Genomic DNA, 20423 nt, shown 5'->3' on the forward strand with positions numbered 1-20423 from the left:
ATTCGGGCAACGGAGACTCGGTTGGTCTATCCTTTTCTAATCAGAGCCACCGACACGCAAACGTACACCACTTGGAGCACACATGTCGCGAAGCAACCTCCGCCCCACCGGGGGCGTTTCCTCATATGAAAAAGACGAGCTCAACACCCTTTCTCGTCCGCAGAAACTCATGACGCGCCGTACGGCGCTTAAGGCCATGTTTGGTCTCTCCGTCGTCACCGCTGGTATGTTCGGCGCACCTGCCGCGGCTTTTGCCGCAAAGGCCTCCCAGCAGACCACTGACGCCCTCAACTCCGCCCAGGCGCAGCTCGATGCCGCCCAGGCAAAGCTCGACGCCATCGCCGCGGAGTACCAGGAGCTCAACCAGAAGCTCAACGAGACCGTCGGCAAGATCGAGGAAGTCCAGGCACAGATCGACGCCAAGCAGGCAGAAATCGACGCCAAGCAGGCAGAAATCGACGCCAAGCAAGATCAGCTCGCCAGCCGCATCTCGAGCAGCTACAAGACCGGCAACTCAGACATCCTCGCCCTCATCCTCAACTCCCAGAGCTTTGAGGAGTTCTCGAACAATCTGTTCTACATGGGCAAGATCAATGCCAGCGACGAGCAGCTGATCAACGACGTCAAGACCGCCAAGGCAGAGCTCGAACAGGCAAAGGCCGAGCTCGAGCAGCAGAAGGCAGAGCTCGAGCAGCTCAAGGAGGAGCAGACCCAGCAGCTCCAGGCCGTTCAGGCCAAGCAGAACGAAGCTAGCTCCGTTGTCAACAGCCTCTCCGATGACGTGAAGGCCCTCATGGCGAAGCGCGACGCGGAAATCGCGGCCGCAGCCGAGGAGGAGCGCCGTCAGGCGGAGGCCGCGAAGGCGGCCGCAAGCGCTGCTGGCGGCGTCTCCGGCAGCCTTAGCAACGCCTCCCCGACTGACAAGGGAGCCGCCATCGTCGCCGCCTGCCACCGCGTCGGTTCGCCGGGCGCGGGCCTCTGCGCCATGTGGGTCAGCCGCGTCTACCAGGCCGCCGGCCTTGGATATCCCGGTGGCAACGCCAACAACATGTACTGGAACTACTGCACGAGCTCCAACAAGGGCGATTTGCGAGCCGGCATGATCGTCGCAGTCTCGACGCACGGCAGCACCGCAGCCGGCCGTATCTACGGCCACGTTGGCATCTACATCGGCGGTGGCATGGTCATGGAGAACGTGGGCTACATCAATACGCAGAGCCTCGACTCCTGGATTGCCTCCTACGGCGACATCGTCACGCCGCGCTGGGGTTGGGCCGGCTAGGCAATCGCTCGGCAATCCTTCCATTGCAGCACGCGCTCGCTAAAGCAGCGGGGTCGCCCGGTTAACTCGAGCGACCCCGCTTTTCTTAGTATTCTGTTCTCGTCATTCGCGCGGCACCACAGCCGCTTGCTCGTTATTCCTTTCGGCTAGACGCAGCGTTGTCGCAATTCGTCAACTATCCGCTCGCGTCTCGAGCACGACCATATCGGCACTATAATAGGAAGCTGGTGTGGACAAGGTCCACCCTGTCTACGTGTCACTGAACGCCTGGGCGAAAGGAACCCCATGAGCGAGAAGATCGATCCCAAAGACACCTGCGTGCTCGTCACCGGCGGTGCCGGCTTCATCGGCAGCCACACCGTGGTCGAGCTGCTCCAGAAGGACTACAAGGTCGTCATCGTCGATGACCTCTCCAACGCCTCCGCGAAGGTCGAGGACCGCATCAAGACCATCGTTGGCCCCGAAGCGGCCAAGAACCTCGAGCTCGTCATCGCGGACGTGAATGATCGCGCCGCGCTCGAGCAGATCTTCGACACCCACACGATCGACCGCGTCATCCACTTCGCCGGCTTCAAGGCCGTGGGTGAGTCCGTCTCCAAGCCGATCGAGTACTACTCCAACAACATCGGCAACACGCTCACGCTCGTCGACGTCATGCGCGAGCACGGCTGCAAGTCCATCATCTTCTCCAGCTCCGCCACCGTCTACGGCGACCCGGATTCCCTGCCCCTCACCGAGGCCAGCCCCAAGAAGAACGCCACCAACCCCTATGGTTGGACCAAGTGGATGATCGAGCAGATCCTGACTGACCTCCACACCGCTGACCCCGAGTGGAACGTCGTCCTTCTCCGCTACTTCAACCCCATCGGAGCCCACCCCTCCGGACTCATGGGCGAGGACCCCAAGGGCATTCCCAACAACCTCGTGCCCTACGTCGCGCAGACCGCCATCGGCAAGCGCGAGGCCGTCCACGTCTTCGGAAACGACTACGACACGCCCGACGGCACCGGCGTCCGCGACTACATCCACGTCTGCGATCTCGCCACCGGCCATGCTGCCGCCCTCGCGTGGATGAACGGCAAGACGGGCGTCGAGATCTTCAACCTCGGCACCGGCAAGGGCACCTCTGTGCTCGAGATCATCAAGGCCTTCTCCCGCGCCTGCGGCAAGGACATCCCCTACGTCATCGATCCGCGCCGCCCCGGCGACGTCACCTCGAACTACGCGGATTGCTCCAAGGCCAAGGCCGAGATGGGCTGGGAGGCCAAGTACGACATCGACGACATGTGCCGCGACTCCTGGAACTGGCAGTCCAAGAACCCCAACGGCTACGAGGGCTAGGACGTCCGTGTGAGCAACACCTTCCCCGGATATCTGAAGGAGCGCCTGCCCCTCGTGGAGCAGGCGCTCTCCCGCGTCGCGGCAATCCCGCTTGACGGCACCTCCTGCGCGACGGCAGACCTCAGCCGCTACCTCTACGCGCCCCTCGCCCACTTCACCTCGGGCGGAGGCAAGCGCGTGAGGCCGGTCCTCTGTCTGCTCGGCGCCGAGGCCGTGGGTGCCGCGCCAGAGCGCGCCCTCTCCGCCGGCATTGCCATCGAGCTCTTCCAGAGCGCCGCGCTTATCCACGATGACATCGCGGACGAGTCCGAGCTCCGCCGCGGCGAACCGTGCCTCTACGTCACGGAGGGAACGGGGGTCGCCATCAACATGGGAGACCTCGCCCTCACGCAGGTGTTCGAGGTCGTCATGGAGGACACCGCGCTCGACGCCACCACCAAGCTCTCGCTCCTGCGCAGCCTCGCCACGATGGAGCGCCACACCCTCGAGGGGCAGGCACTCGACCTCGGTTGGGCTCGCGACGGGCGCTGGGACATCACGAGCGCGGACTACACCTTCATGGTCACGAGCAAGACGGCCTACTACACGGCCGCATACCCGCTCTACCTCGGCGCCATCGCCGGTGGTGCCAGCGAGGACATCGCACGCGAGCTCTACGCAATCGGCATCGAAGCCGGCGTCGCCTTCCAGCTACAGGATGACCTGCTGAACCTCGTGGGCGACGCAGACGCCCAGGGTAAGGACTTCAGGAGCGACATCACGGAGGGCAAGCGCACGCTCGCCGTGGTCCACGCGCTCGAAAACCTTGGCACCGCGGAGCGCGACGAGCTCGTGTCGCTCCTGACCACAGGCGTGACTGCACCCGATGACCTCGCGCGCGCCGTCGAGCTCATCGAGGCGGGCGGCGGCATCGAGCATTGCCGCTCGCTCGCCGAGAAGGGCGCGGAGGAGACCAAGCGCCTGGCAGCAGAAGCGGCGGAAAAGGACCACATTACGTTTGAGGCTCGCGACCTACTCTGCTCTATGGCAGACTTCTTTGTAGAGCGCGCGGCTTAGCCGCAAGCAAGAACGGGGCCCGCAGGGCCCACGAAGCATCTTAGAGGCGCACCGCTCCCCCAGGCGGCTGCGCAGGCACACAAGGAGTACTTTGATGGATCCGATTCGCGAGGGCATGACCGGCTCGATGGTCGAGGACGTCCAGGATCGCCTGGCATCGCTTGACTACGAGATCGACGAGGCGGAGCGCTCCGCATCCGAGTTTGGCTCGTCCACCGCAAACGCCGTGGCTCGCTTCCGCATCGAACACGGCCTGTCCATCTCGGCGGAAGTTGACCTGCCCTGCTGGTCCGTCCTCGTCGACGAGTGCTACCAGATGGGTGATCGCACCCTCTACCTGCGTCTCCCCAACTTCCACGGCAACGATGTCCGCTGCCTGCAGAACGCGCTCAACGTCCTCGGCTTCTCCTGTGGCGAGGCTGATGGCTACTATGGGCCCCACACGGAGGGTGCCGTCAAGCTCTTCCAGGAGAACGTCGGCATGCTCGCAGACGGCATCGCCTTCGCTGACACCTTCGACGCCATCGAGCGCCTTCGCCACGTCTGGGCCGGCAAGCCCGCTCAGGGCCCTCACCCCATGAGCGGCATGGGCTTCGCCCGCGCCGCGCTCGTCCTCGACGAGGCTGCCGTGGCACTCACCGCCGAAGACCCGATCTCGCGCAATGTCGCCGGCCGCATCTGGAACATCGCTCGCGCCATGTCCGATGACACCGGTCTTCGCCTCGTCGACTCGACCGAGGACGCCCTCCCGACCGACCGCGCCGTTATCGTCCTTGCCGTGACACCGCGTCCTGCCGTCTCCTCCGTCGCCAACGTGACCATGGCAGACGACGGCGACCTCGCCCTGCGCCTGCGCACGGCCCTCGAGAGCTCGCGCACCAAGCCTCCCGTGGTTCGCATCGAGCTGCCCGCAGACCCCAATTTCGACGGCTCCTTCACCATCAACGATGCCCAGATGCTCGCCGTCTCGCTTGTCGACACGCTCTGCGCGGCGCTTTCGTAGCAGATAAGGCACTGTCACACACAGCTCTTCTTCCGCTGACACTAAGGCGCGAGGCCCGTTCAATGATTGGGTCTCGAGCCTTTTCCCTTACATATCTGTCACCTGTCGAGTTCTTAGCATCAGGCCAAACAATGTCCAATATGCTTGCCTGGATTGCACGTTCCCCAAAATGACCCCGATCCCCACGGAGGCCACATGCAACTCGGCAACCATGAGCAGGAGACCCAGAAGCTGGATGTCATCTCCCCCAACCCTCTCGCTGCCCCTGATCCCAATGACCCCCTTGCAGACCTCGATCCCGAGGAGCGCGAGGCCTACGAGCAGCTGAAGCGCATGCGTGCCGAGCGTCGCCGCAAGAAGCTGATCAGGAGGGGCATCGTCGTTGGTATCATCGCCGCACTCGTCGTGGGCTTCTTCGTCTTCCGCGCCGTCACGGCAAACAAGCCGGATAACAGCATCCAGGTCGTCACCACCCCTGTCTACACCGGCCCCTTCACGACTGAGGTCACCGGGTCCGGCTCCATCAAGCCCTCCTCCTCGTATGTGGTTCAGCCCCAGATCGACGGCACGATTGACTCCGTCAACGTCGTTGCCGGCCAGCCGGTCAAGGCGGGCGACGTCCTCTTCACCATCAAGAACGATGACCTTGACCGCGCCATTAACGAGGCAGGACGTGGCGTTCGCACCGCCAAACAAGGCGTTGACGAGGCAAACCAAGGGGTCGAGCAAGCGAGGCAGACGGTCAATGCCGCGGAGGAGGCCGTCAACAAGGCACAGAATCTGCTGAACGCGAATCCTGACGACACGGATCTACAGGCGGCTCTCGAAGGAGCCCAGGCCGAGCTCAAGAGCGCCCGCAATGCGCTCACCGAGGCCCAGCGCGCTCCCGAGTCCGCCCAGATCTCGCTCGAGGCGGCCCACGACGCGTACAGTCAGGCGGTTGAGCGTGCCGAGCAGCGCACCGTCAAATCCCCCATCGACGGCACCATCGTCGAGCTCAACGCCCAGCCCGGCGCTACCGTGGGCCAGGCGGTCGCCAGCGCGGGTACCCAGGGCACCGGCTCGCTTTGCCTGGTCGCCAATCTCTCCCAGATGAACGTCACGCTCCAGATCAGTGAGGTCGATATCAACAAGCTTTCCCTTGACCAGACCGCGAACGTCACCTTCTCCGCCGTTCCAGACCTCACGCTCTCCGCGACCGTCAAGTCCATCGCCTCGACCTCCAGCGGTAACGATGCCAGCGGTAACGGCTATGGTGGAGGCGGCGGTGCCACCTATGCCGTCGAACTTGTCATCCCCACGCCAGACCCGTGCCTCAAGCCCGGCATGACGGCAGACGTCTCCATCATCACGAACTCCATAGACTCCGCCCTCATCGTTCCCTCCGCCGCCGTAACGGACTTCGGCGACGGCACCGGCGTCGTCTACGTCGAGGATGACGAGAAGACCCACGCCGCGCACACCGTCCACGTCGAGATTCTCGGCGACAACGGCTCGGAGACCGCCATCAAGCCCACGGAGGGCGCGATCCGCGACGGCGACCTCGTCATCATCTCTGGCATGGAAGCCGCGACCATAGACGACATGGATGCCGGCACCATGGGCGACGTTGCCGGAAACGCCGCGGACGTTGCCTCCGGCGACGCCTCCGGAAGCTCCCTCGACGCAACCGTCGAGGACGAGACGACTGTGGCGCGATAACCATGCCCGTCATCGACGTCAAGAACATCCACCGCATCTTCGAGACGGGTGCCGGCTTCAACCACGTTCTCCGCGGAGTGTCCCTCACGGTCAACAAGGGCGAGTTCGTCGCCATCATGGGACCCTCGGGCTCGGGCAAGTCGACCCTCATGAACATTCTCGGGCTGCTCGACACGCCCACCACGGGCACGTATCATCTCGAGGGAGTCGACATCTCGACCCTCTCCGACGACGACCTCTCCTTCGTGCGTGGCAAGCGCATCGGCTTTGTGTTTCAGAGCTTCAACCTCCTACCGCGTGCCACGGTGCTGCGTAACGTCATGTTGCCGCTCGCCTATGCCGAGGTGGACCGTCGCGAACGCGAACCACGCGCAATTCGCGCGCTCACGGCCGTCGACATCGCGCCGGACCACTTCGACCACCTGACCAACGAGCTCTCCGGCGGACAGATGCAACGCGTCGCCATCGCACGCGCCCTCGTCAGCGACCCGGCGATCATCCTCGCGGACGAGCCCACCGGCAACCTCGACTCCGCGACCGGCGAGATGGTCATGCAGACCTTCGAACGCCTTCGCGACCGCGGTAAGACCATCGTCCTCATCACGCATGACCCAAACGTCTCCGCGCGTGCGGACCGCGCCTTGCACATCCTCGACGGGCGCCTTGCAGACGGCGCCTTCGCGAGCGGTGGACGCGTTGGGGGCACGCTCGGGACACTCTCGAGCGCTGAAGCCGCCGCCGCAACACGTCTCCGGCGCGTTACGACGCCCGGCCCAGGCAGCGCCACGTCACTCCCCAACCGCATTCCGGAGGTGTAAGAGATGACGCCCCGTGACCTCGCAACCGAGACAACGAGCGCGCTTGACGCCAACCGAGGGCGGAGTCTCCTCACAGTCCTCGGCATCGTGATCGGGATCGCCGCCGTCATTGCCATGACCTCGCTCATCGGAGGAGTCCGCAACTCGCTCGTTGGCGAGCTCGGCCTCGACGCCGCCCGGCGCGTTTCCATCTACGCGCCCTACGGCCTCACGAAGTCGAACATCGACACGCTCGAGCAGACAATCCCCGAATACGAGTTCATCGCCGGCGGTGCCTCGACGGCGGCAGACGTGACGACGGACAAGGGCTCCATATACATGCAGATATCCGGTGGTGATAACGATTATCTAACCGCCACCGGCATCAAACCCGCAAGGGGACGCACGTGGACGGCAGACGAGGAGAGCCGCGGCGCTCAGGTCTGCATCGTCACGCCCGACGTCATGCGCCAGCTCTTTAGCAATCCCGAGGCCGACTTTGCCGGCAAGACCATCAAGATCCAGAACTCCTCCTATACCATCGTGGGAGTCACGAGCCAGAGCTCGATGACCTCGATGGGCGACGGAAGCGGTTTCGCATGGGTACCACTCAAGTGCGCACAGGCGCGCCTAGGTGCAGACTCGAGCACGCTTCACGAGGTCGTTGGCTTCGCGAAGGAGGGTGTCGACATGAACGCCCTCGTCGAGAAGACGAAGGCACAGGTCGCACGCATTCAGCACATCGCCGATGAAGACATCGAGGACATGATCTACGTCTACTCCATGAAGGAGAGCATCGAGGCACTGGATAACTTCATGAACTCCTTCGCGCTCATCGCCGGCTCCATCGCGAGCATATCGTTGCTGGTAGGCGGCATTGGCATCATGAACATGATGCTCACCAACGTGACGGAGCGAATCCGCGAGATCGGTCTTCGCCGCGCCCTCGGCGCCACACGTACGGACATCACGGCGCAGTTCCTCGCAGAGTCCATTGCCATCAGCCTGGCCGGCGGCGTCATCGGCATCATCGCGGGCTACGCAGGCTCATGGGCGCTCGCATGGATCGCCAGCTCAACCGGGCTTGTCGCAGAGATAGGCGGCTCCGGTGGCGCGATGCTCGTACCGGCCATCTCGCTCAGCGCCGTTGGTTTTGCCACTGGCGTATGCGTGTTCATCGGCCTCGTGTTCGGCTACTACCCGGCACGTAGCGCCGCCCGTCTCGACCCGGTGGAGGCTCTGCGCTACCAGTAGCGCCCGAGGGCGCACGCGGGACCAGACGCCGCGACACCAGCCACGCGAGGGCGCATGGAGACCGGACGCCTCAACGCCAGCCATGCGCGAAGGTGTCATCGCGCGACAATAGCATCAAGAATCAACGAGCGGGGCGCCGGCTACATGACCGACGCCCCGCCTTCGCACGTCTATTCTCCGTCGCCGGCGGACGCGCGCCGACTCACGGTCGATGCGGCGCTAGTTACCCGCAGCCGCCATGCCAGAGCCACTCGAGGACGAGGGCAGTCCACCAGCAGGCGCACCCCAATTCGAACCCGGCAGCTCTCCCGAGCTCAAGTGCTCGCGCTCCGTGCGCTCGGGAATCTCGCCCTTCGTCTTGGTGAAGGAGAGCTTGTCATCCTCCCCGACATCGACGAGCACGATATCACCCGGAACCCAGCCTCCCTCGAGCAGACTCTCCGCAAGCGGATCCTCGATGAGCGTCTGGATTGCGCGACGCAGCGGACGAGCGCCATAGATGGGATCGGTGCCCTCCTTGGCGAGCAGATCCTTTGCAGCGTCCGTAAGCTCGATGGACATGCCATTGCCGATGAGGCGGTTGCGCAGGTCCGTGATCATGAGGTCGACGATGCCGCGAATCTCGGCGTTCGTAAGCGACTTGAAGACCACGATCTCATCGACACGGTTCAGGAACTCCGGACGGAAGAGCTTCTTGAGCTCGCCCATCGCACGGCTCTTGATCTCCGTGTCGGAGAGGGCGCCCGCGTTCGCGCCAAAGCCCATGGAGCTCGGCTTGGCGATCTCGCGCGCACCGGCGTTGCTCGTCATGATGATGACGGTGTTGGAGAAGTCGACCTTGCGACCCTGGCCATCAGTCAGGCGGCCTTCGTCGAGGATCTGCAGCAGGATGTTGAAGACGTCAGGATGCGCCTTCTCGATTTCATCGAACAGCACGACGGAGTAGGGCCTGCGACGGACGGCCTTGGTGAGCTCGCCGCCCTCGTCATAGCCCACGTATCCCGGAGGCGCGCCCACGAGCTTGCTCACGGCGAACTTCTCCATGTACTCGCTCATGTCGAAGGTGATAAGCGCGTCCTCGGAACCAAAGAGGAACTCCGCGAGCGACTTGGCAAGCTCGGTCTTGCCCACGCCCGAGGGACCCAGGAAGATGAACGAACCACCAGGACGACGCGGGTCCTTGAGCGGCGAGCGGCTACGGCGGATGGCACGGGCAACGGCGCTTACGGCCTCCTCCTGGCCAATAACGCGCTGGTGGAGAACGCTTTCGCTGCGCAGGAGCTTCGATGCCTCGGCCTCGGAGAGGTTCGAGACAGGCACACCCGTGATCGAGGAGACGACGTCTGCGATGGCGGCCTCATCGACGGTTACGACGTTGGCGTCCATGCGCTTGTGCCATGCGTCCTCAAGCTCGACGCGGCGAGCGAGAAGCTCCTTCTCGCGGTCGCGCAGGCGAGCGGCGTCCTCGAACTCCTGCCTGTCAGCGGCAGCCTTCTTGTCAGCACGGACACGAGTAAGGTCCTCGTCCACCTCGGCGATCTCGGGAGGAAGCGTCATGTTGTGAACACGCGTGCGGGCACCCGCCTCGTCGAGGACATCAATCGCCTTGTCAGGCAGGAAGCGGTCCTGGACGTAGCGGTTCGAGAGCGTGACGGCGGCAACCACCGCTTCGGGCGTGTAACGCACGTGGTGGTGCGCCTCGTAAGACGCCTGGAGGCCTTGAATGATCTTGATCGTATCCTCTGGGCTAGGCTCGTTGATGTTCACCGGCTGGAAGCGGCGCTCGAGCGCGGAGTCCTTCTCGATGTGCTTGCGGTACTCCTCTGCCGTGGTGGCGCCGATGACCTGGATCTCGCCGCGGGACAGAGGGGGCTTCAGGATGCTCGCCGCATCGATGGATCCCTCCGCAGAGCCAGCGCCGATGATGGTGTGCATCTCGTCGATGAAGAGGATGACCTTGCCGTCCTTTTCGACCTCGGCGATAACCTTCTTGAGGCGGTCCTCGAACTCGCCGCGGTACTTGGAGCCGGCGACGAGGGCGGAGACGTCGAGCGTCCAGATTTGCTTGCCGCGGAGCATGTCGGGCACGGTGCCGGCCGCGACGAGCTGCGCCAGGCCCTCGACGATGGCGGTCTTGCCAACGCCTGGGTCGCCCAAGATAAGCGGATTGTTCTTCTGACGACGCGCGAGCACCTGCATCACGCGCTCGATCTCGCGATCGCGGCCGATGACCGGGTCAAGCTTGCCCTCCGCGGCGAGCGCCGTGAGGTTGCGACCGTACTTCTCGAGCATCGAGGCGTCATCGCTCGAGGAGGAGCTGGTGCGCGCCGGTCCGACGGACACGCCATCCGGGCCAATGCGGACCTCCTGCGCCTGCGAGGATGCGTCATCGGCCGGAGTGTTCTTCTCAATGAGCTCGTTGACGGCATTGCGGACGGCATCACCCGAGATGCCAAGGCGGCTCAGCGTCTCCATCGCCACGCCGTTGCCCTCGCGCACGATGCCAAGCAGCAGGTGTTCGGTCGAGATGTAGGTGGCGCCGCGGCTCATGGTCTCGCGATAGGCGCCCTCAAGTACGCGCTTGGCGCGCGGCGTGAACGGGATGTGACCGCCAGGCACGGGCTCATACGCGCGATCCGTGACCTGACGCACGGCCTCGAGCGCCTCGTCATACGTAACGTCGAGCTGGGCGAGGGCTTGGGCGGCAATGCCCTCTCCCTCCTTGATGAGGGCGAGGAGCAGGTGCTCCGTGCCAACGTACATCTGCCCCAGGGTACGAGCCTCTTCTTGAGCGAGGCTCATGACCTTGCGGGCCTTGTCTGTGAACTTGTCGAACATGCGAAGGTTCCCCCTCGGTCGTTCTTCCTGCAAAACCAACGTGCCCATGCGGCCTCATGGCAGCACGGGCACGTTGTTAGCTTATACCCTCGAGCCGGGTAGGCAAAACCGCGACGTCTATATCGCTCGCCTATGGGCGGTGCCCACGCAGTGCCAACGATTCGTTCGGCTAGCACCACCCGACACCACCCGGCAATTGGTCTTACGACGTATGACGCCAGCGAGAATCCGTAAGGGTGCGCGCAATTCCAAGGCCAAGAGGCAAAAACGTCACGATAAGAATTGCGCGAACGAGCCAGCCAAGCATATCCACCGTGTCGAAGATGCACATGTAGTACATCGCTCGATACAGATAAAGGCCCGGCACCATGATGACAATCGAGGGCACCGTAAGCGCGATGCGCGGAAACGTCAGAACTTCCTCAACGCCGCTTGCTAAAAGTCCCGAGATGAGAGCCCCGATAAAAGCAGCCGCCTCGGGCGGAACGCCAGTGGCCAGGCCAAGCGATGGAACGAGTACGTTCAGGTCTACGAGGGACAAGCGGATTGTATTCGACACCGCACCGATGCAACCCGCAGTCGCGGCCATTCGCATTGGGCTGTTGAACATCACGGAGAAGCCGAAGACTCCCACAAAGCTCATCACCATGCGTAGAGCTGTGAGCTGGAACATCCCAAGACCTTGCGGAGCAAAATCATCAGGAGAAAGGCCGACGCACTCCGCCACCATCCAGCCCACAAGTGTGGCAACCACGATAATCGAGACGGCATACGCCAAACGCTCCATACCACTACGCATGTCGAGCTTCGAGATGTCGAGTCCGGCGGTGATAAGCGGGAACCCCGGAATTACAAAGAGCATCGCCCCGATGTAGCCTTCCTTATGCGCCATCGCAGTCGGGTCGAAACCACTGAGCGCGAGCAGGGCAAAAAGATATGACACACATGCAACGGCAACTCCCACCGCGAGCGAACTGAACTGCCCGAGGCGTTTGCGAAGCATGTTCGAGCGCACGAAGTTACCAATGCCTGCGCCCACGAGCGCACACAGCATCTCGACAGGGCCGCCGCCAAGCAGAAACACGAAGGCGCCACAGGCAGCACCCGCAGCGAGCCCCTGTTGCCAGGGGCGATAGTCTGGTCTCGCGTGCTCGACGTCTTCCAGCATCTGGTGGTACTCATGAACCGTAAAGATACGTCCATACGTCTCGATTTCGCGAAGAAAGCTCTCCATCATCCAGATGCGATGCGTATTAACGCCGGCGAAAGACAGGCTCACAACCTCATTGAAGATGTGATGCCCCTCGATGCAGGTGCACTCGAAGGAGAGAAGCGATAGGTCGACGTGAATCGTGATGCCAAGCACGGCGGCGACACGGTTCATCGTGTCACGCACACGCCAGGCACCCGTGCCGCTCGCGAGCATAAGCATGCCCGTACGACACACGATCGTGGACTTATCAGCAATTGGCGCCTTCACTGCAAGCTCGTCGCCCGCCTCGACAACGTCCTTCCAAACCGTTTTCATATGCAGGGCGTTTGTTCGAACACCGCGGTGATGGACGACTGGAGACTGTATGGTCCTTGTATGCTTGACTGTCCTCGCGGTAGCAAGGCGCGCCGTCGCAGCATCTGGCTCGTCATCGATAATGTCGAAGTCGTCTAGAGACTCAAGGGTTCGATGCCCTGGGACGTCGTCCTCGTCAGCATCGTCCGCCCCGTCGAACATGTTGATGCCCTCGAGAGCCGCTTCGCGCACGACCTCGCGTTCCGCGTCACTCACGGCTTCGCGTTCTGCGTCACGCTCTCGTGCGACCCCGTGCTCCGCCTCGGATGCTCGCATAAACACCCGTTCCGTCTCAGACTCGCTTTCATCTTCGCGCCTAGTCATGGGCAACCTCCCAGCCAAAGGGGTGGCTCGGCTGGGGTCACTCCTACCCGTTTTCCGCACGCAACAGTACCACTTTACATAGCTGAAAGTTCGCGAGGCATTACTCTCGATGACAGCACATGAGCAATCCCCCTGTGCAATGACACGCTTAAGACGCATATGCATGCCAATTTGCAACGTCTACGACTCGTGAGACGCACCATACCGGCCCACGGCCAATCCCGTGCGCCGGCACCACAGAGCAGCAAAGAGCCCGCCGCTGCCGAAAGGGCAACGACGGGCTCAAAACACGCTATGAATCACAAATCACCCGCGACATCACGGCCTCGCGCCCCAGCAAAAAGCCCGCCACTGCCGAGAGGCAACGACGGGCTCGGAAGCACGCTGTGGCATCGCGCGCTCAGCGTGGCGATGATCCTAGCACAGCTTGGCGCCGGCGGGAATGCGATCGCTCACCATGAGGAGGTTGAGGCACTCCTTGCCGTCCTCCTCATGAACGGCGGAGATGAGCATGCCGCAGGAGTCGATACCCATCATCTTACGCGGGGGCAGGTTGGTAATCGCGATGAGCGTCTTGCCCACCAGCTCCTCGGGCTCGTAATACCCGTGAATGCCGGAGAGGATCACGCGATCGGTGCCAGAGCCGTCATCGAGCACGAAGCGCAGGAGCTTCTTGCTCTTCTTCACGGCGTCGCACTCCTTGACCTTCACGACGCGGAAGTCTGACTTGCTGAAGGTCTCGAAGTCGACGAAGTCCTCGAACAGCGGCTCGACCTTCACCTTGGAGAAGTCGATGGGCTCGGCCTCGGCAGCGGCCGCCAGCTCTGCGGCCTTGGCCTCGGCAGCGCCGTTCTTGGCACCCGCCTCGGGCTTCATGTGCGGGAAGAGGAGGACGTCGCGGATGGACGGCTGGTTGGTGAGCAGCATGACGACGCGGTCGATGCCGATGCCGATGCCACCCGCCGGCGGCATGCCGTACTCGAGCGCGCGGACGTAGTCGGCGTCGAACTGCATGGCCTCGTCATCGCCGGAATCGCGCTCGGCAATCTCGGCGCGGAATCGCTCTGCCTGGTCGATCGGGTCATTGAGCTCGGAGAACGCATTGGCGTACTCGTGACCGGCAATGACGAGCTCGAAGCGGTGCGTGAGGCGCGGCTCGTCGTCATAGCGCTTGGCGAGCGGGCTCACCTCGACGGGATAGTCAACGACGAACGTCGGGTTCACGAGCGAGGGCTCGCCAATCTCGTCGTAGAGCTCGGCAATGAGCTTGCCGGTGCCCCACTCGGGCTTGGTCTCGATCTTGTTGGCGGCGCAGAGCTCGCGCAGGTGCTCGATCGGGGTGTCGAGGTCGACATCCTCACCAAGGGCGTTGGAGACGACCTTCGTCATCGGGATGGAGGGCCAGGTGCCGGAGAGGTCAATCGTGGTGCCCTGGTAATCGATCTGCTCGGGGTTGCCGATGGCAGCGTTCGCGGCCTTGATGACGCCCTCGGCGAGCTCCTTCATGCCCTCGAGGTCAGAGTAGGCGCGATAGGCCTCCATCGTGGTGAACTCGGGGTTGTGGGTCTGGTCCATGCCCTCGTTGCGGAAGATGCGGCCAATCTCGTACACGCGCTCGAAGCCACCCACGAGCAGGCGCTTCAGCGGCAGCTCGGTCGCGATGCGCAGGAAGCACTCCTGGTTGAGGGCGTTGAAGTGCGTGATGAACGGCTTGGCCGTGGCACCGCCCTGGATGGTCTGGAGGATCGGAGTCTCGACCTCCATGTAGGCGTCCTCCTCCATGTAGCGACGGAAGGCGGAGACGATGGCGGAGCGCTTGCGGAAGGTCTCACGGACGTCATCGTTGACGATGAGGTCGACGTAGCGCTGACGATAGCGGGTCTCCTTGTCAGAGAGACCATGGAACTTCTCGGGGAGCGGGCGGACGGACTTGCTGAGCAGGCGCACCGACTTGGGCGAAAGCGAGAGCTCGCCGCGACGGGTGCGGACCACGTTGCCGGTAGCCTCAACGATATCGCCAAGGTCGAACTGGCGAATGGCGGCCATACCCTCCTCGCCCAGGTTATCGATGCGGCAGAAGAGCTGCATGCGAGCAGTGGCGTCCTGGAGAACGACGAAGGCGACCTTGCCCTGGCCACGCTTGGCGCGGATGCGGCCGGCGACGGTCCAGACGGTCTCGTCCTCACCCTCGGCCTCGAGTTGATCGTAACGCTCGAGAAGGTCCGCGACGTGAGCGGTTACGTCGCAGTGCTCAGGGTACGGATCGCCACCGGCATCGATGATGGCCTGCCTACGCGTGATGCGCATCGCGCGTTCGTCGGTAGCGGCGGGCTCGGCGGCCACGTTCTTGGTCTCGTCAGACATGCTCTTGTCTCCTTCTGCCCACGCTCTTCCGCGCAGGCACTCGCCGGACACAGGGTGCCGGCTGGCTGCAACAAACAAAACGCCCCTCCCGCGACGGGCACGGAAGGGGCGACTACGTACTAGGCTCGGGCATCTGCCCGTGCGACCACTCGCCCTAGCGCGAGATTTTGGTGATCGTGTAGGAGCGCGTGATGCCAGTGGGGCTGGTAACCTCGACGACATCGCCCTTGGCGCGACCCATCAGCGCAGAGCCCACCGGGCTCTCGTTCGAAATCTTGTGCTCGAGGGAGTTGGTCTCGGTGGTGCCAACGATGGTGAAGGCGGCCTTCTTATCCTTGCCAGCCTCCTGAATCTCGACGGTGCAGCCGATGGAGACAGCGAGAACGTGACCGGCGTTCTCGGAGACCTTAGCGGTCGAGAGAATCTTGCGAATCTCGGCGATGCGGGAGGCGTTCTTGGACTGCTCCTCCTTGGCGTCATCGTACTCGGAGTTCTCGGAGAGGTCGCCGAAGTCGCGAGCGACCTTGATGCGCTCGATGATCTCAGCGTCGTGGTCTCCCTCACGCCAAGCGAGCTCGTCGAGGAGCTTCTGGCGGCCTTCGGGGGTAAGGATAATCTCGTTCTCAGCCATGGTTCGCTTTCTTGCCGAAGGGCGGTTGGTACAGTGGTGCGAAGGCTCGCATGCCTACACACGCGAGCCTAAAAGAAACTAGTTAGTCGAGCTTGGCGCCGCAGCTCTTGCAGAACTTGTTGTCCGCCGGGTTCTTGGCGCCGCAAGCACCGCAGAACTTGCCGTCGTCAGCATCGACGTCAGCATCCCCAGCGTCAGCGGGCTTCTCAACGACGACATCGGCAGCCTCGGTAGCCTTGTCCTTGCCGGCCTCAGCCTCGGCCTCGTCCATGCCCTCGCGGATGCTCTTGGCGGTCTTGCCAAGGGACTTGCCGAGCTTCGGGAGGTTCTTCGGGCCAAAGATCACCAGGACGACGGCCAGGATGACAATCAGCTCGGGCATACCAAGACCAAAAATCATGTGTAGTTCCTCTCAACGACAGCCTTTGTGGCGTGGTCTACAAGCAAGGCGGCTCCAGTGGAACCGTGCAATTGTGTAAGTATACTAGCCCCAGCGCGATTCCGCAGCGACTACTTAGACAATGCGCGTTCGTGCCCGCAATTTCCACGTTGATTGGCGTGTACCCACATTGGTAGCGCGCCAATCCCCAAATCCGTCGGAGACCCATGCCCACCGCCCTTATCGTCTTCATCGCCCTTACGATTGCCGGGTTCCTCATCCACCTCCTCTGCATGCGTCTGCTTGCGTGGCGCGGCGTCACTGTGAGGCGCACGCGCTTTGGCGTGACGTTCATCTTTGACACGGAGGATGCGGACGGCACTCCCGTGCGCATGCTTAATGTCAATGGGGCCTTCCAGAGCGTCGCCTATGCCACGGACGAGCTTTGGAGCGAACTTCCCGTCTCCTACCAGCGCGAACAGGCTCGCATCATCTCCGAGCTGCCGCGCCTGGGCCGCGTGGCAGTCGTTGGCGGCGGTGGGTTCTCGATGCCAAAGTGGATCGTGGACCATCTCCCTCCTGTCTGCGTGAGCGTGGCGGAAATTGACCCCAAGATCGTCGAGATTGCACGCGAGAGCTTTGGCCTCAATCGCCTCGAGCGAGAGCATGGGGAGGATGGGCGCTTCGAGCTCGCCGTCGAGGACGGTTGGAGCTGGCTCAAATCGCAGGAGGAGGGTTTCGACCTCATCATCAACGAGGCGTTCTCCGGCTCGAAGCCGCTTGGCCCGCTGACCGGGGAGGAGGGCGTCCGCGTCGTGCGCGACCACCTGAGCGAGGGTGGCACCTACCTTGCGACGCTGAGACTTCCGCTCGAGGGTCGCAAGGCGCGACCGCTGGAGGAGACCTGCGATGCCTTCGCCGCCGGCTTCGCTCACGTGTGGCTCGTGCCCGAGGCGACAGAGGAGCCCACGAAGCCCGGCAACAACACGCTCGTCGCAAGCGACGTGGACCTTGTGGCCGCCGGCTGCGAGAGACTTGTCGGATTCGAGTGGCACGGCGGAGCGAAGTAGCGGGGCCTCGCGGACTCAGTAGTACGCGGCGGCACCGCGAGGCAAAGTGCGATCCACACGATAGGTGCCGCTCTGCAACCCCGACGCCACGAAATGGGAAGCATCGAGACAAACGTAAACAAAAAGGCCAGGAACCGAAGCCCCTGGCCTGCAATTTCGTGGTCGGGTTGACTGGATTCGAACCAGCGACCCCCGCGTCCCGAACGCGGTGCTCTACCAAACTGAGCCACAACCCGATGCGAGAGAGAAGTTTAGCACACTGCGCGCTTGATGCAACCGAGAAATTTCAACGGAGTTACATGGGCAATTTATGAGGCAAAAAGCTACTCAGCCCCACCGGCGACAGCAGCCCACGCTCTCCAGCCATGATGCTCTCGCGCGGCCTCGGCAATGCGCTCCGCCGCGTCCCCGCTCTCGCAAATCGCGAACGAGCACGCGCCAGAACCCGTCACCATCGAAGCGACGACGCCCTCCTGCCCGGCGAGCCACTCACTCACCGCCCAGACATCGCCGCACAGGTGGCACGCCGCAGGAGCTAGGTTGTTGAAGAGGTTGGCCGCCATCGCGGCGACATCGCCGGCGGCAAGGGCCTCGCACACCACCTCGTAGCTCGTAGGATCCTCGCCCGCACGATCGAACTCGTCATACGCCTCCTTGGTGGAGACGCCACCGACGGCGGGCATGACGAGAGCGACGGGCATCGAAAACTCCGGGAAGGTGCGCTCGAGCACATCTCCGGCACCCAGGTACAGGCCCGGGCGTGGATCGAGGAAAAACGCGACGTCGGCGCCAACGCGCCTCGCCACGGCCACAACACGCTCGTCGCACACGGAGACGCCCCAGCGCTCACAAAGAGCACGCAGGACGGCGCCCGCATCCGCGGACGAGCCTCCCAGACCCGCCTTCTCCGGAATGCGCGCCGTGACCTCGACGCGGACCTCGGGTCTCTCCCCCAGGGCCTCCGCGAGAAGCGTCGCCGCACGCCAGACCGTCGTCCTCTCGGGAGCGACCTCAAGAGCGGGCGTATGAACAACCTCGAGCTCAGGAGCATCGCTTACGACAACGGTGTCACAAAGCGCCACCGGCACCATCACAGAATCGACGCGATGATAACCGCGGTCGTCCTTCTCGTGATGGATGCCAAGGTGGAGGTTGACCTTACAAGGGGTCTCGACGACCTGCCGCGACATAAGCGGACGCTACTCCTCGAGATCGGCAGCGACGTAGTCGAAGAGGCGCTCGCCGGACTCGCTGTCAAACAGCTCGACGGTACCGGTGAGCACGTCAACGTACTGGTAGGACTGGCGGGCCTTGCGACCGCGGCGCTCCTCGACCTCGAGGACGAACAGCGACGGGTGCGCCTGGACGAGGGTGCCGGTGCGCTCGACGATGCGGGAGCGACCCATGTTGGCCTTGACCTTCAGGCGCTCGCCCTTGAGGCCCTCGAGCTTCTCGCGGATTTCATCAACCCTGTTGACGGAAGGGACTTCGTTCTCCATGCTACGCTCTCTATCCTGACCGCCTGAAATAACTCCATGTTGGAAGGAGTTAACAAAGGTAGACTGCGGCCACTCTGATTCATGTGAATTGCTATCGTACTGTCTGCTTATCAACGCCTCAACATCCCGGGCGAAAGGAACGCAGAATGAACATGGAGCGTGTAGGTCGCGTACTCGATAACCTCGAAGACATGGGCATGAGCCAGGTGCTCGTCGCCGACCCGATGTCCATCTGGTACCTCACCGGCTACTGGAACCTCCCCTACGAACGCTTCTATGCCCTCTACCTCGCCCGCACGGACGACGGCATCAAGACGGTCATGTTCTGCAACCGTCTCTTCCCGGATGCCACCGCAACCGGCTGCGAGATCAGGGTCTTCGATGACACCGAGGACCCGATTCCACTCGTCGTCGAAACCTGCGACGAGAGCTCGCCGCTCGGCGTCGACAAGGTGCTCGCCGCACGCTGGCTGCTCCCCCTCATGGACGCTCACGCCGCGAGCGAGCTCCGCCTGGGCTCGCCCGCCGTCGACCTCGCGCGCTCCATCAAGGATGCCAGCGAGCTCGACCTCATGCGCGCCGCCTCCGCCACGAACGACAAGGCAATGGAGTGGTTGCGCTCCCAGCTGCGCGAGGGCGTGACCGAGCACGAAATCGCGAGCGGCCTTCTCGCCGAGTACCGCCGCCTTGGCGCCCAGGAGCACAGTTTCACGCCGATTGTGAGCTTTGGTGCCAACGCCGCAGACCCGCACCACGAGCCGGACGAGACGCAGCTTCGCCGCGGCGACCTCGTGCTGTTCGACGTGGGCTGCAAGCGCGACTCGTACTGCTCCGATATGACGCGCACGTTCTTCTTTGGTGCCGAACCCAGCGAACGCGACCGCGAGGTCTACGAGACGGTGCGTCGTGCCAACGAGGCCGCCGAGGCCATCGTGCGCCCCGGCGTGACGTTCGCCAAGATTGACCTCACGGCCCGTCGCATCATCGAGGAGGCTGGCTACGGCAAGTACTTCACGCACCGTCTGGGTCACCAGATCGGCCTGGAGGACCACGAGCCCGGGGACGTCTCCTCGGCTCACGACGAGCCCGTACGCGCCGGTCAGTGCTTCTCCATCGAGCCGGGCATCTATCTGCCGGGCGAGATGGGCGTGCGCATCGAAGACCTGCTCATCGTCACGGACGATGGCTGCGAGGTCATGAACAGCTATCCCAAGGAGCTCGCCGTCATCGAGTAGCGGGCCAAAGGGAAGGCCGAGCGGGCCGGAGCGCGAACGATTTCGCCCCGGCCCGCTTATTTGTGCTTCGCAAGAGAGCTGA

The 20423-nt window shown here is 63.3% G+C and carries 16 protein-coding genes and 1 tRNA gene; 9 read left to right on the forward strand and 8 right to left on the reverse strand.

What is annotated here, in order from left to right:
• The first annotated feature begins 82 nt into the window (after positions 1-82).
• The 7 genes from ACTQ1Z_RS04890 (at position 83) to ACTQ1Z_RS04920 (ending at position 8434) form a co-directional block, all read left to right on the forward strand.
• A complete protein-coding gene (locus ACTQ1Z_RS04890; protein ID WP_441859180.1) occupies positions 83-1282 on the forward strand; it encodes a coiled-coil domain-containing protein in 1200 nt (399 codons plus the stop codon).
• Positions 1283-1567: 285 nt separating this feature from the next.
• A complete protein-coding gene (galE, locus tag ACTQ1Z_RS04895) occupies positions 1568-2623 on the forward strand; it encodes a UDP-glucose 4-epimerase GalE (RefSeq protein ID WP_441859183.1) in 1056 nt (351 codons plus the stop codon).
• A gap of 9 nt (positions 2624-2632) precedes the next feature.
• Positions 2633-3679 carry a polyprenyl synthetase family protein gene (locus ACTQ1Z_RS04900; protein ID WP_441859186.1) on the forward strand — a complete coding sequence of 349 codons (1047 nt, stop codon included), beginning with the start codon at positions 2633-2635 and terminating at the stop codon, positions 3677-3679.
• Positions 3680-3773: 94 nt separating this feature from the next.
• Positions 3774-4682 carry a peptidoglycan-binding domain-containing protein gene (locus ACTQ1Z_RS04905; protein WP_441859188.1) on the forward strand — a complete coding sequence of 303 codons (909 nt, stop codon included), beginning with the start codon at positions 3774-3776 and terminating at the stop codon, positions 4680-4682.
• A 195-nt stretch (positions 4683-4877) separates the two neighbouring features.
• Positions 4878-6383: an efflux RND transporter periplasmic adaptor subunit gene (locus ACTQ1Z_RS04910; RefSeq protein ID WP_441859191.1), complete on the forward strand. Its 1506-nt coding sequence runs from the start codon at positions 4878-4880 to the stop codon at positions 6381-6383.
• Positions 6384-6385: 2 nt separating this feature from the next.
• Positions 6386-7201, forward strand: a complete 816-nt coding sequence (locus tag ACTQ1Z_RS04915) for an ABC transporter ATP-binding protein (RefSeq protein ID WP_441859194.1) — start codon at positions 6386-6388, stop codon at positions 7199-7201.
• Positions 7202-7204: 3 nt separating this feature from the next.
• Positions 7205-8434, forward strand: coding sequence for an ABC transporter permease (locus ACTQ1Z_RS04920; RefSeq protein ID WP_441859197.1), 1230 nt, complete (start codon positions 7205-7207; stop codon positions 8432-8434).
• A 219-nt stretch (positions 8435-8653) separates the two neighbouring features.
• On the opposite strand, the gene ACTQ1Z_RS04925 is transcribed toward ACTQ1Z_RS04920, so the two are convergent.
• The 5 genes from ACTQ1Z_RS04925 to tatA form a co-directional block, all read right to left on the reverse strand.
• Entirely contained in the window at positions 8654-11272 is a 2619-nt protein-coding gene (locus tag ACTQ1Z_RS04925) for an ATP-dependent Clp protease ATP-binding subunit (protein WP_441859200.1), read from the reverse strand.
• Positions 11273-11474: 202 nt separating this feature from the next.
• A complete protein-coding gene (locus ACTQ1Z_RS04930) occupies positions 11475-13163 on the reverse strand; it encodes a threonine/serine ThrE exporter family protein (protein WP_441859202.1) in 1689 nt (562 codons plus the stop codon).
• Between the two features lie 417 nt (positions 13164-13580).
• The gene (lysS, locus tag ACTQ1Z_RS04935; protein WP_441859204.1) at positions 13581-15527 is read right to left on the reverse strand and encodes a lysine--tRNA ligase; all 1947 of its coding nucleotides are present in this window, start codon (positions 15525-15527) and stop codon (positions 13581-13583) included.
• Positions 15528-15681: 154 nt separating this feature from the next.
• Positions 15682-16158, reverse strand: coding sequence for a transcription elongation factor GreA (gene greA / locus ACTQ1Z_RS04940; RefSeq protein ID WP_441859207.1), 477 nt, complete (start codon positions 16156-16158; stop codon positions 15682-15684).
• A gap of 82 nt (positions 16159-16240) precedes the next feature.
• Entirely contained in the window at positions 16241-16558 is a 318-nt protein-coding gene (tatA, locus tag ACTQ1Z_RS04945; protein ID WP_441859210.1) for a twin-arginine translocase TatA/TatE family subunit, read from the reverse strand.
• A gap of 206 nt (positions 16559-16764) precedes the next feature.
• On the opposite strand from tatA, the gene ACTQ1Z_RS04950 reads away from it, so the two are divergent.
• Complete coding sequence (locus ACTQ1Z_RS04950; protein ID WP_441859213.1) at positions 16765-17607, forward strand: spermidine synthase; 843 nt, start codon at positions 16765-16767, stop codon at positions 17605-17607.
• A 159-nt stretch (positions 17608-17766) separates the two neighbouring features.
• Here ACTQ1Z_RS04950 and ACTQ1Z_RS04955 read toward each other — a convergent pair.
• The 3 genes from ACTQ1Z_RS04955 to ACTQ1Z_RS04965 all read right to left on the reverse strand — a co-directional run bounded on the left by ACTQ1Z_RS04955 (position 17767) and on the right by ACTQ1Z_RS04965 (position 19106).
• Positions 17767-17843, reverse strand: a tRNA-Pro gene (locus tag ACTQ1Z_RS04955).
• A gap of 87 nt (positions 17844-17930) precedes the next feature.
• Positions 17931-18797: a 4-(cytidine 5'-diphospho)-2-C-methyl-D-erythritol kinase gene (locus ACTQ1Z_RS04960; protein WP_320679104.1), complete on the reverse strand. Its 867-nt coding sequence runs from the start codon at positions 18795-18797 to the stop codon at positions 17931-17933.
• A 9-nt stretch (positions 18798-18806) separates the two neighbouring features.
• The gene (locus tag ACTQ1Z_RS04965; RefSeq protein WP_317285038.1) at positions 18807-19106 is read right to left on the reverse strand and encodes a Veg family protein; all 300 of its coding nucleotides are present in this window, start codon (positions 19104-19106) and stop codon (positions 18807-18809) included.
• A gap of 146 nt (positions 19107-19252) precedes the next feature.
• Between ACTQ1Z_RS04965 and ACTQ1Z_RS04970 the strand changes: the two genes are divergently transcribed.
• A complete protein-coding gene (locus ACTQ1Z_RS04970) occupies positions 19253-20341 on the forward strand; it encodes a M24 family metallopeptidase (protein ID WP_441859216.1) in 1089 nt (362 codons plus the stop codon).
• Positions 20342-20423 lie beyond the last annotated feature (82 nt).

The sequence above is a fragment of the Parolsenella sp. LCP21S3_E11 genome, from assembly GCF_052118165.1.
Lineage (GTDB): Bacteria > Actinomycetota > Coriobacteriia > Coriobacteriales > Atopobiaceae > Parolsenella.

What these genes read in the sequence shown, in the direction of transcription:
- ACTQ1Z_RS04890 (WP_441859180.1), top strand. Translation starts at nt 83, where the DNA reads ATGTCGCGAAGCAACCTCCGCCCCACCGGGGGCGTTTCCTCATATGAA.
- galE (WP_441859183.1), top strand. Translation starts at nt 1,568, where the DNA reads ATGAGCGAGAAGATCGATCCCAAAGACACCTGCGTGCTCGTCACCGGC.
- ACTQ1Z_RS04905 (WP_441859188.1), top strand. Translation starts at nt 3,774, where the DNA reads ATGGATCCGATTCGCGAGGGCATGACCGGCTCGATGGTCGAGGACGTC.
- ACTQ1Z_RS04910 (WP_441859191.1), top strand. Translation starts at nt 4,878, where the DNA reads ATGCAACTCGGCAACCATGAGCAGGAGACCCAGAAGCTGGATGTCATC.
- ACTQ1Z_RS04915 (WP_441859194.1), top strand. Translation starts at nt 6,386, where the DNA reads ATGCCCGTCATCGACGTCAAGAACATCCACCGCATCTTCGAGACGGGT.
- ACTQ1Z_RS04920 (WP_441859197.1), top strand. Translation starts at nt 7,205, where the DNA reads ATGACGCCCCGTGACCTCGCAACCGAGACAACGAGCGCGCTTGACGCC.
- ACTQ1Z_RS04925 (WP_441859200.1), bottom strand. Translation starts at nt 11,272, where the DNA reads ATGTTCGACAAGTTCACAGACAAGGCCCGCAAGGTCATGAGCCTCGCT.
- ACTQ1Z_RS04930 (WP_441859202.1), bottom strand. Translation starts at nt 13,163, where the DNA reads ATGACTAGGCGCGAAGATGAAAGCGAGTCTGAGACGGAACGGGTGTTT.
- lysS (WP_441859204.1), bottom strand. Translation starts at nt 15,527, where the DNA reads ATGTCTGACGAGACCAAGAACGTGGCCGCCGAGCCCGCCGCTACCGAC.
- greA (WP_441859207.1), bottom strand. Translation starts at nt 16,158, where the DNA reads ATGGCTGAGAACGAGATTATCCTTACCCCCGAAGGCCGCCAGAAGCTC.
- tatA (WP_441859210.1), bottom strand. Translation starts at nt 16,558, where the DNA reads ATGATTTTTGGTCTTGGTATGCCCGAGCTGATTGTCATCCTGGCCGTC.
- ACTQ1Z_RS04950 (WP_441859213.1), top strand. Translation starts at nt 16,765, where the DNA reads ATGCCCACCGCCCTTATCGTCTTCATCGCCCTTACGATTGCCGGGTTC.
- ACTQ1Z_RS04960 (WP_320679104.1), bottom strand. Translation starts at nt 18,797, where the DNA reads ATGTCGCGGCAGGTCGTCGAGACCCCTTGTAAGGTCAACCTCCACCTT.
- ACTQ1Z_RS04965 (WP_317285038.1), bottom strand. Translation starts at nt 19,106, where the DNA reads ATGGAGAACGAAGTCCCTTCCGTCAACAGGGTTGATGAAATCCGCGAG.
- ACTQ1Z_RS04970 (WP_441859216.1), top strand. Translation starts at nt 19,253, where the DNA reads ATGAACATGGAGCGTGTAGGTCGCGTACTCGATAACCTCGAAGACATG.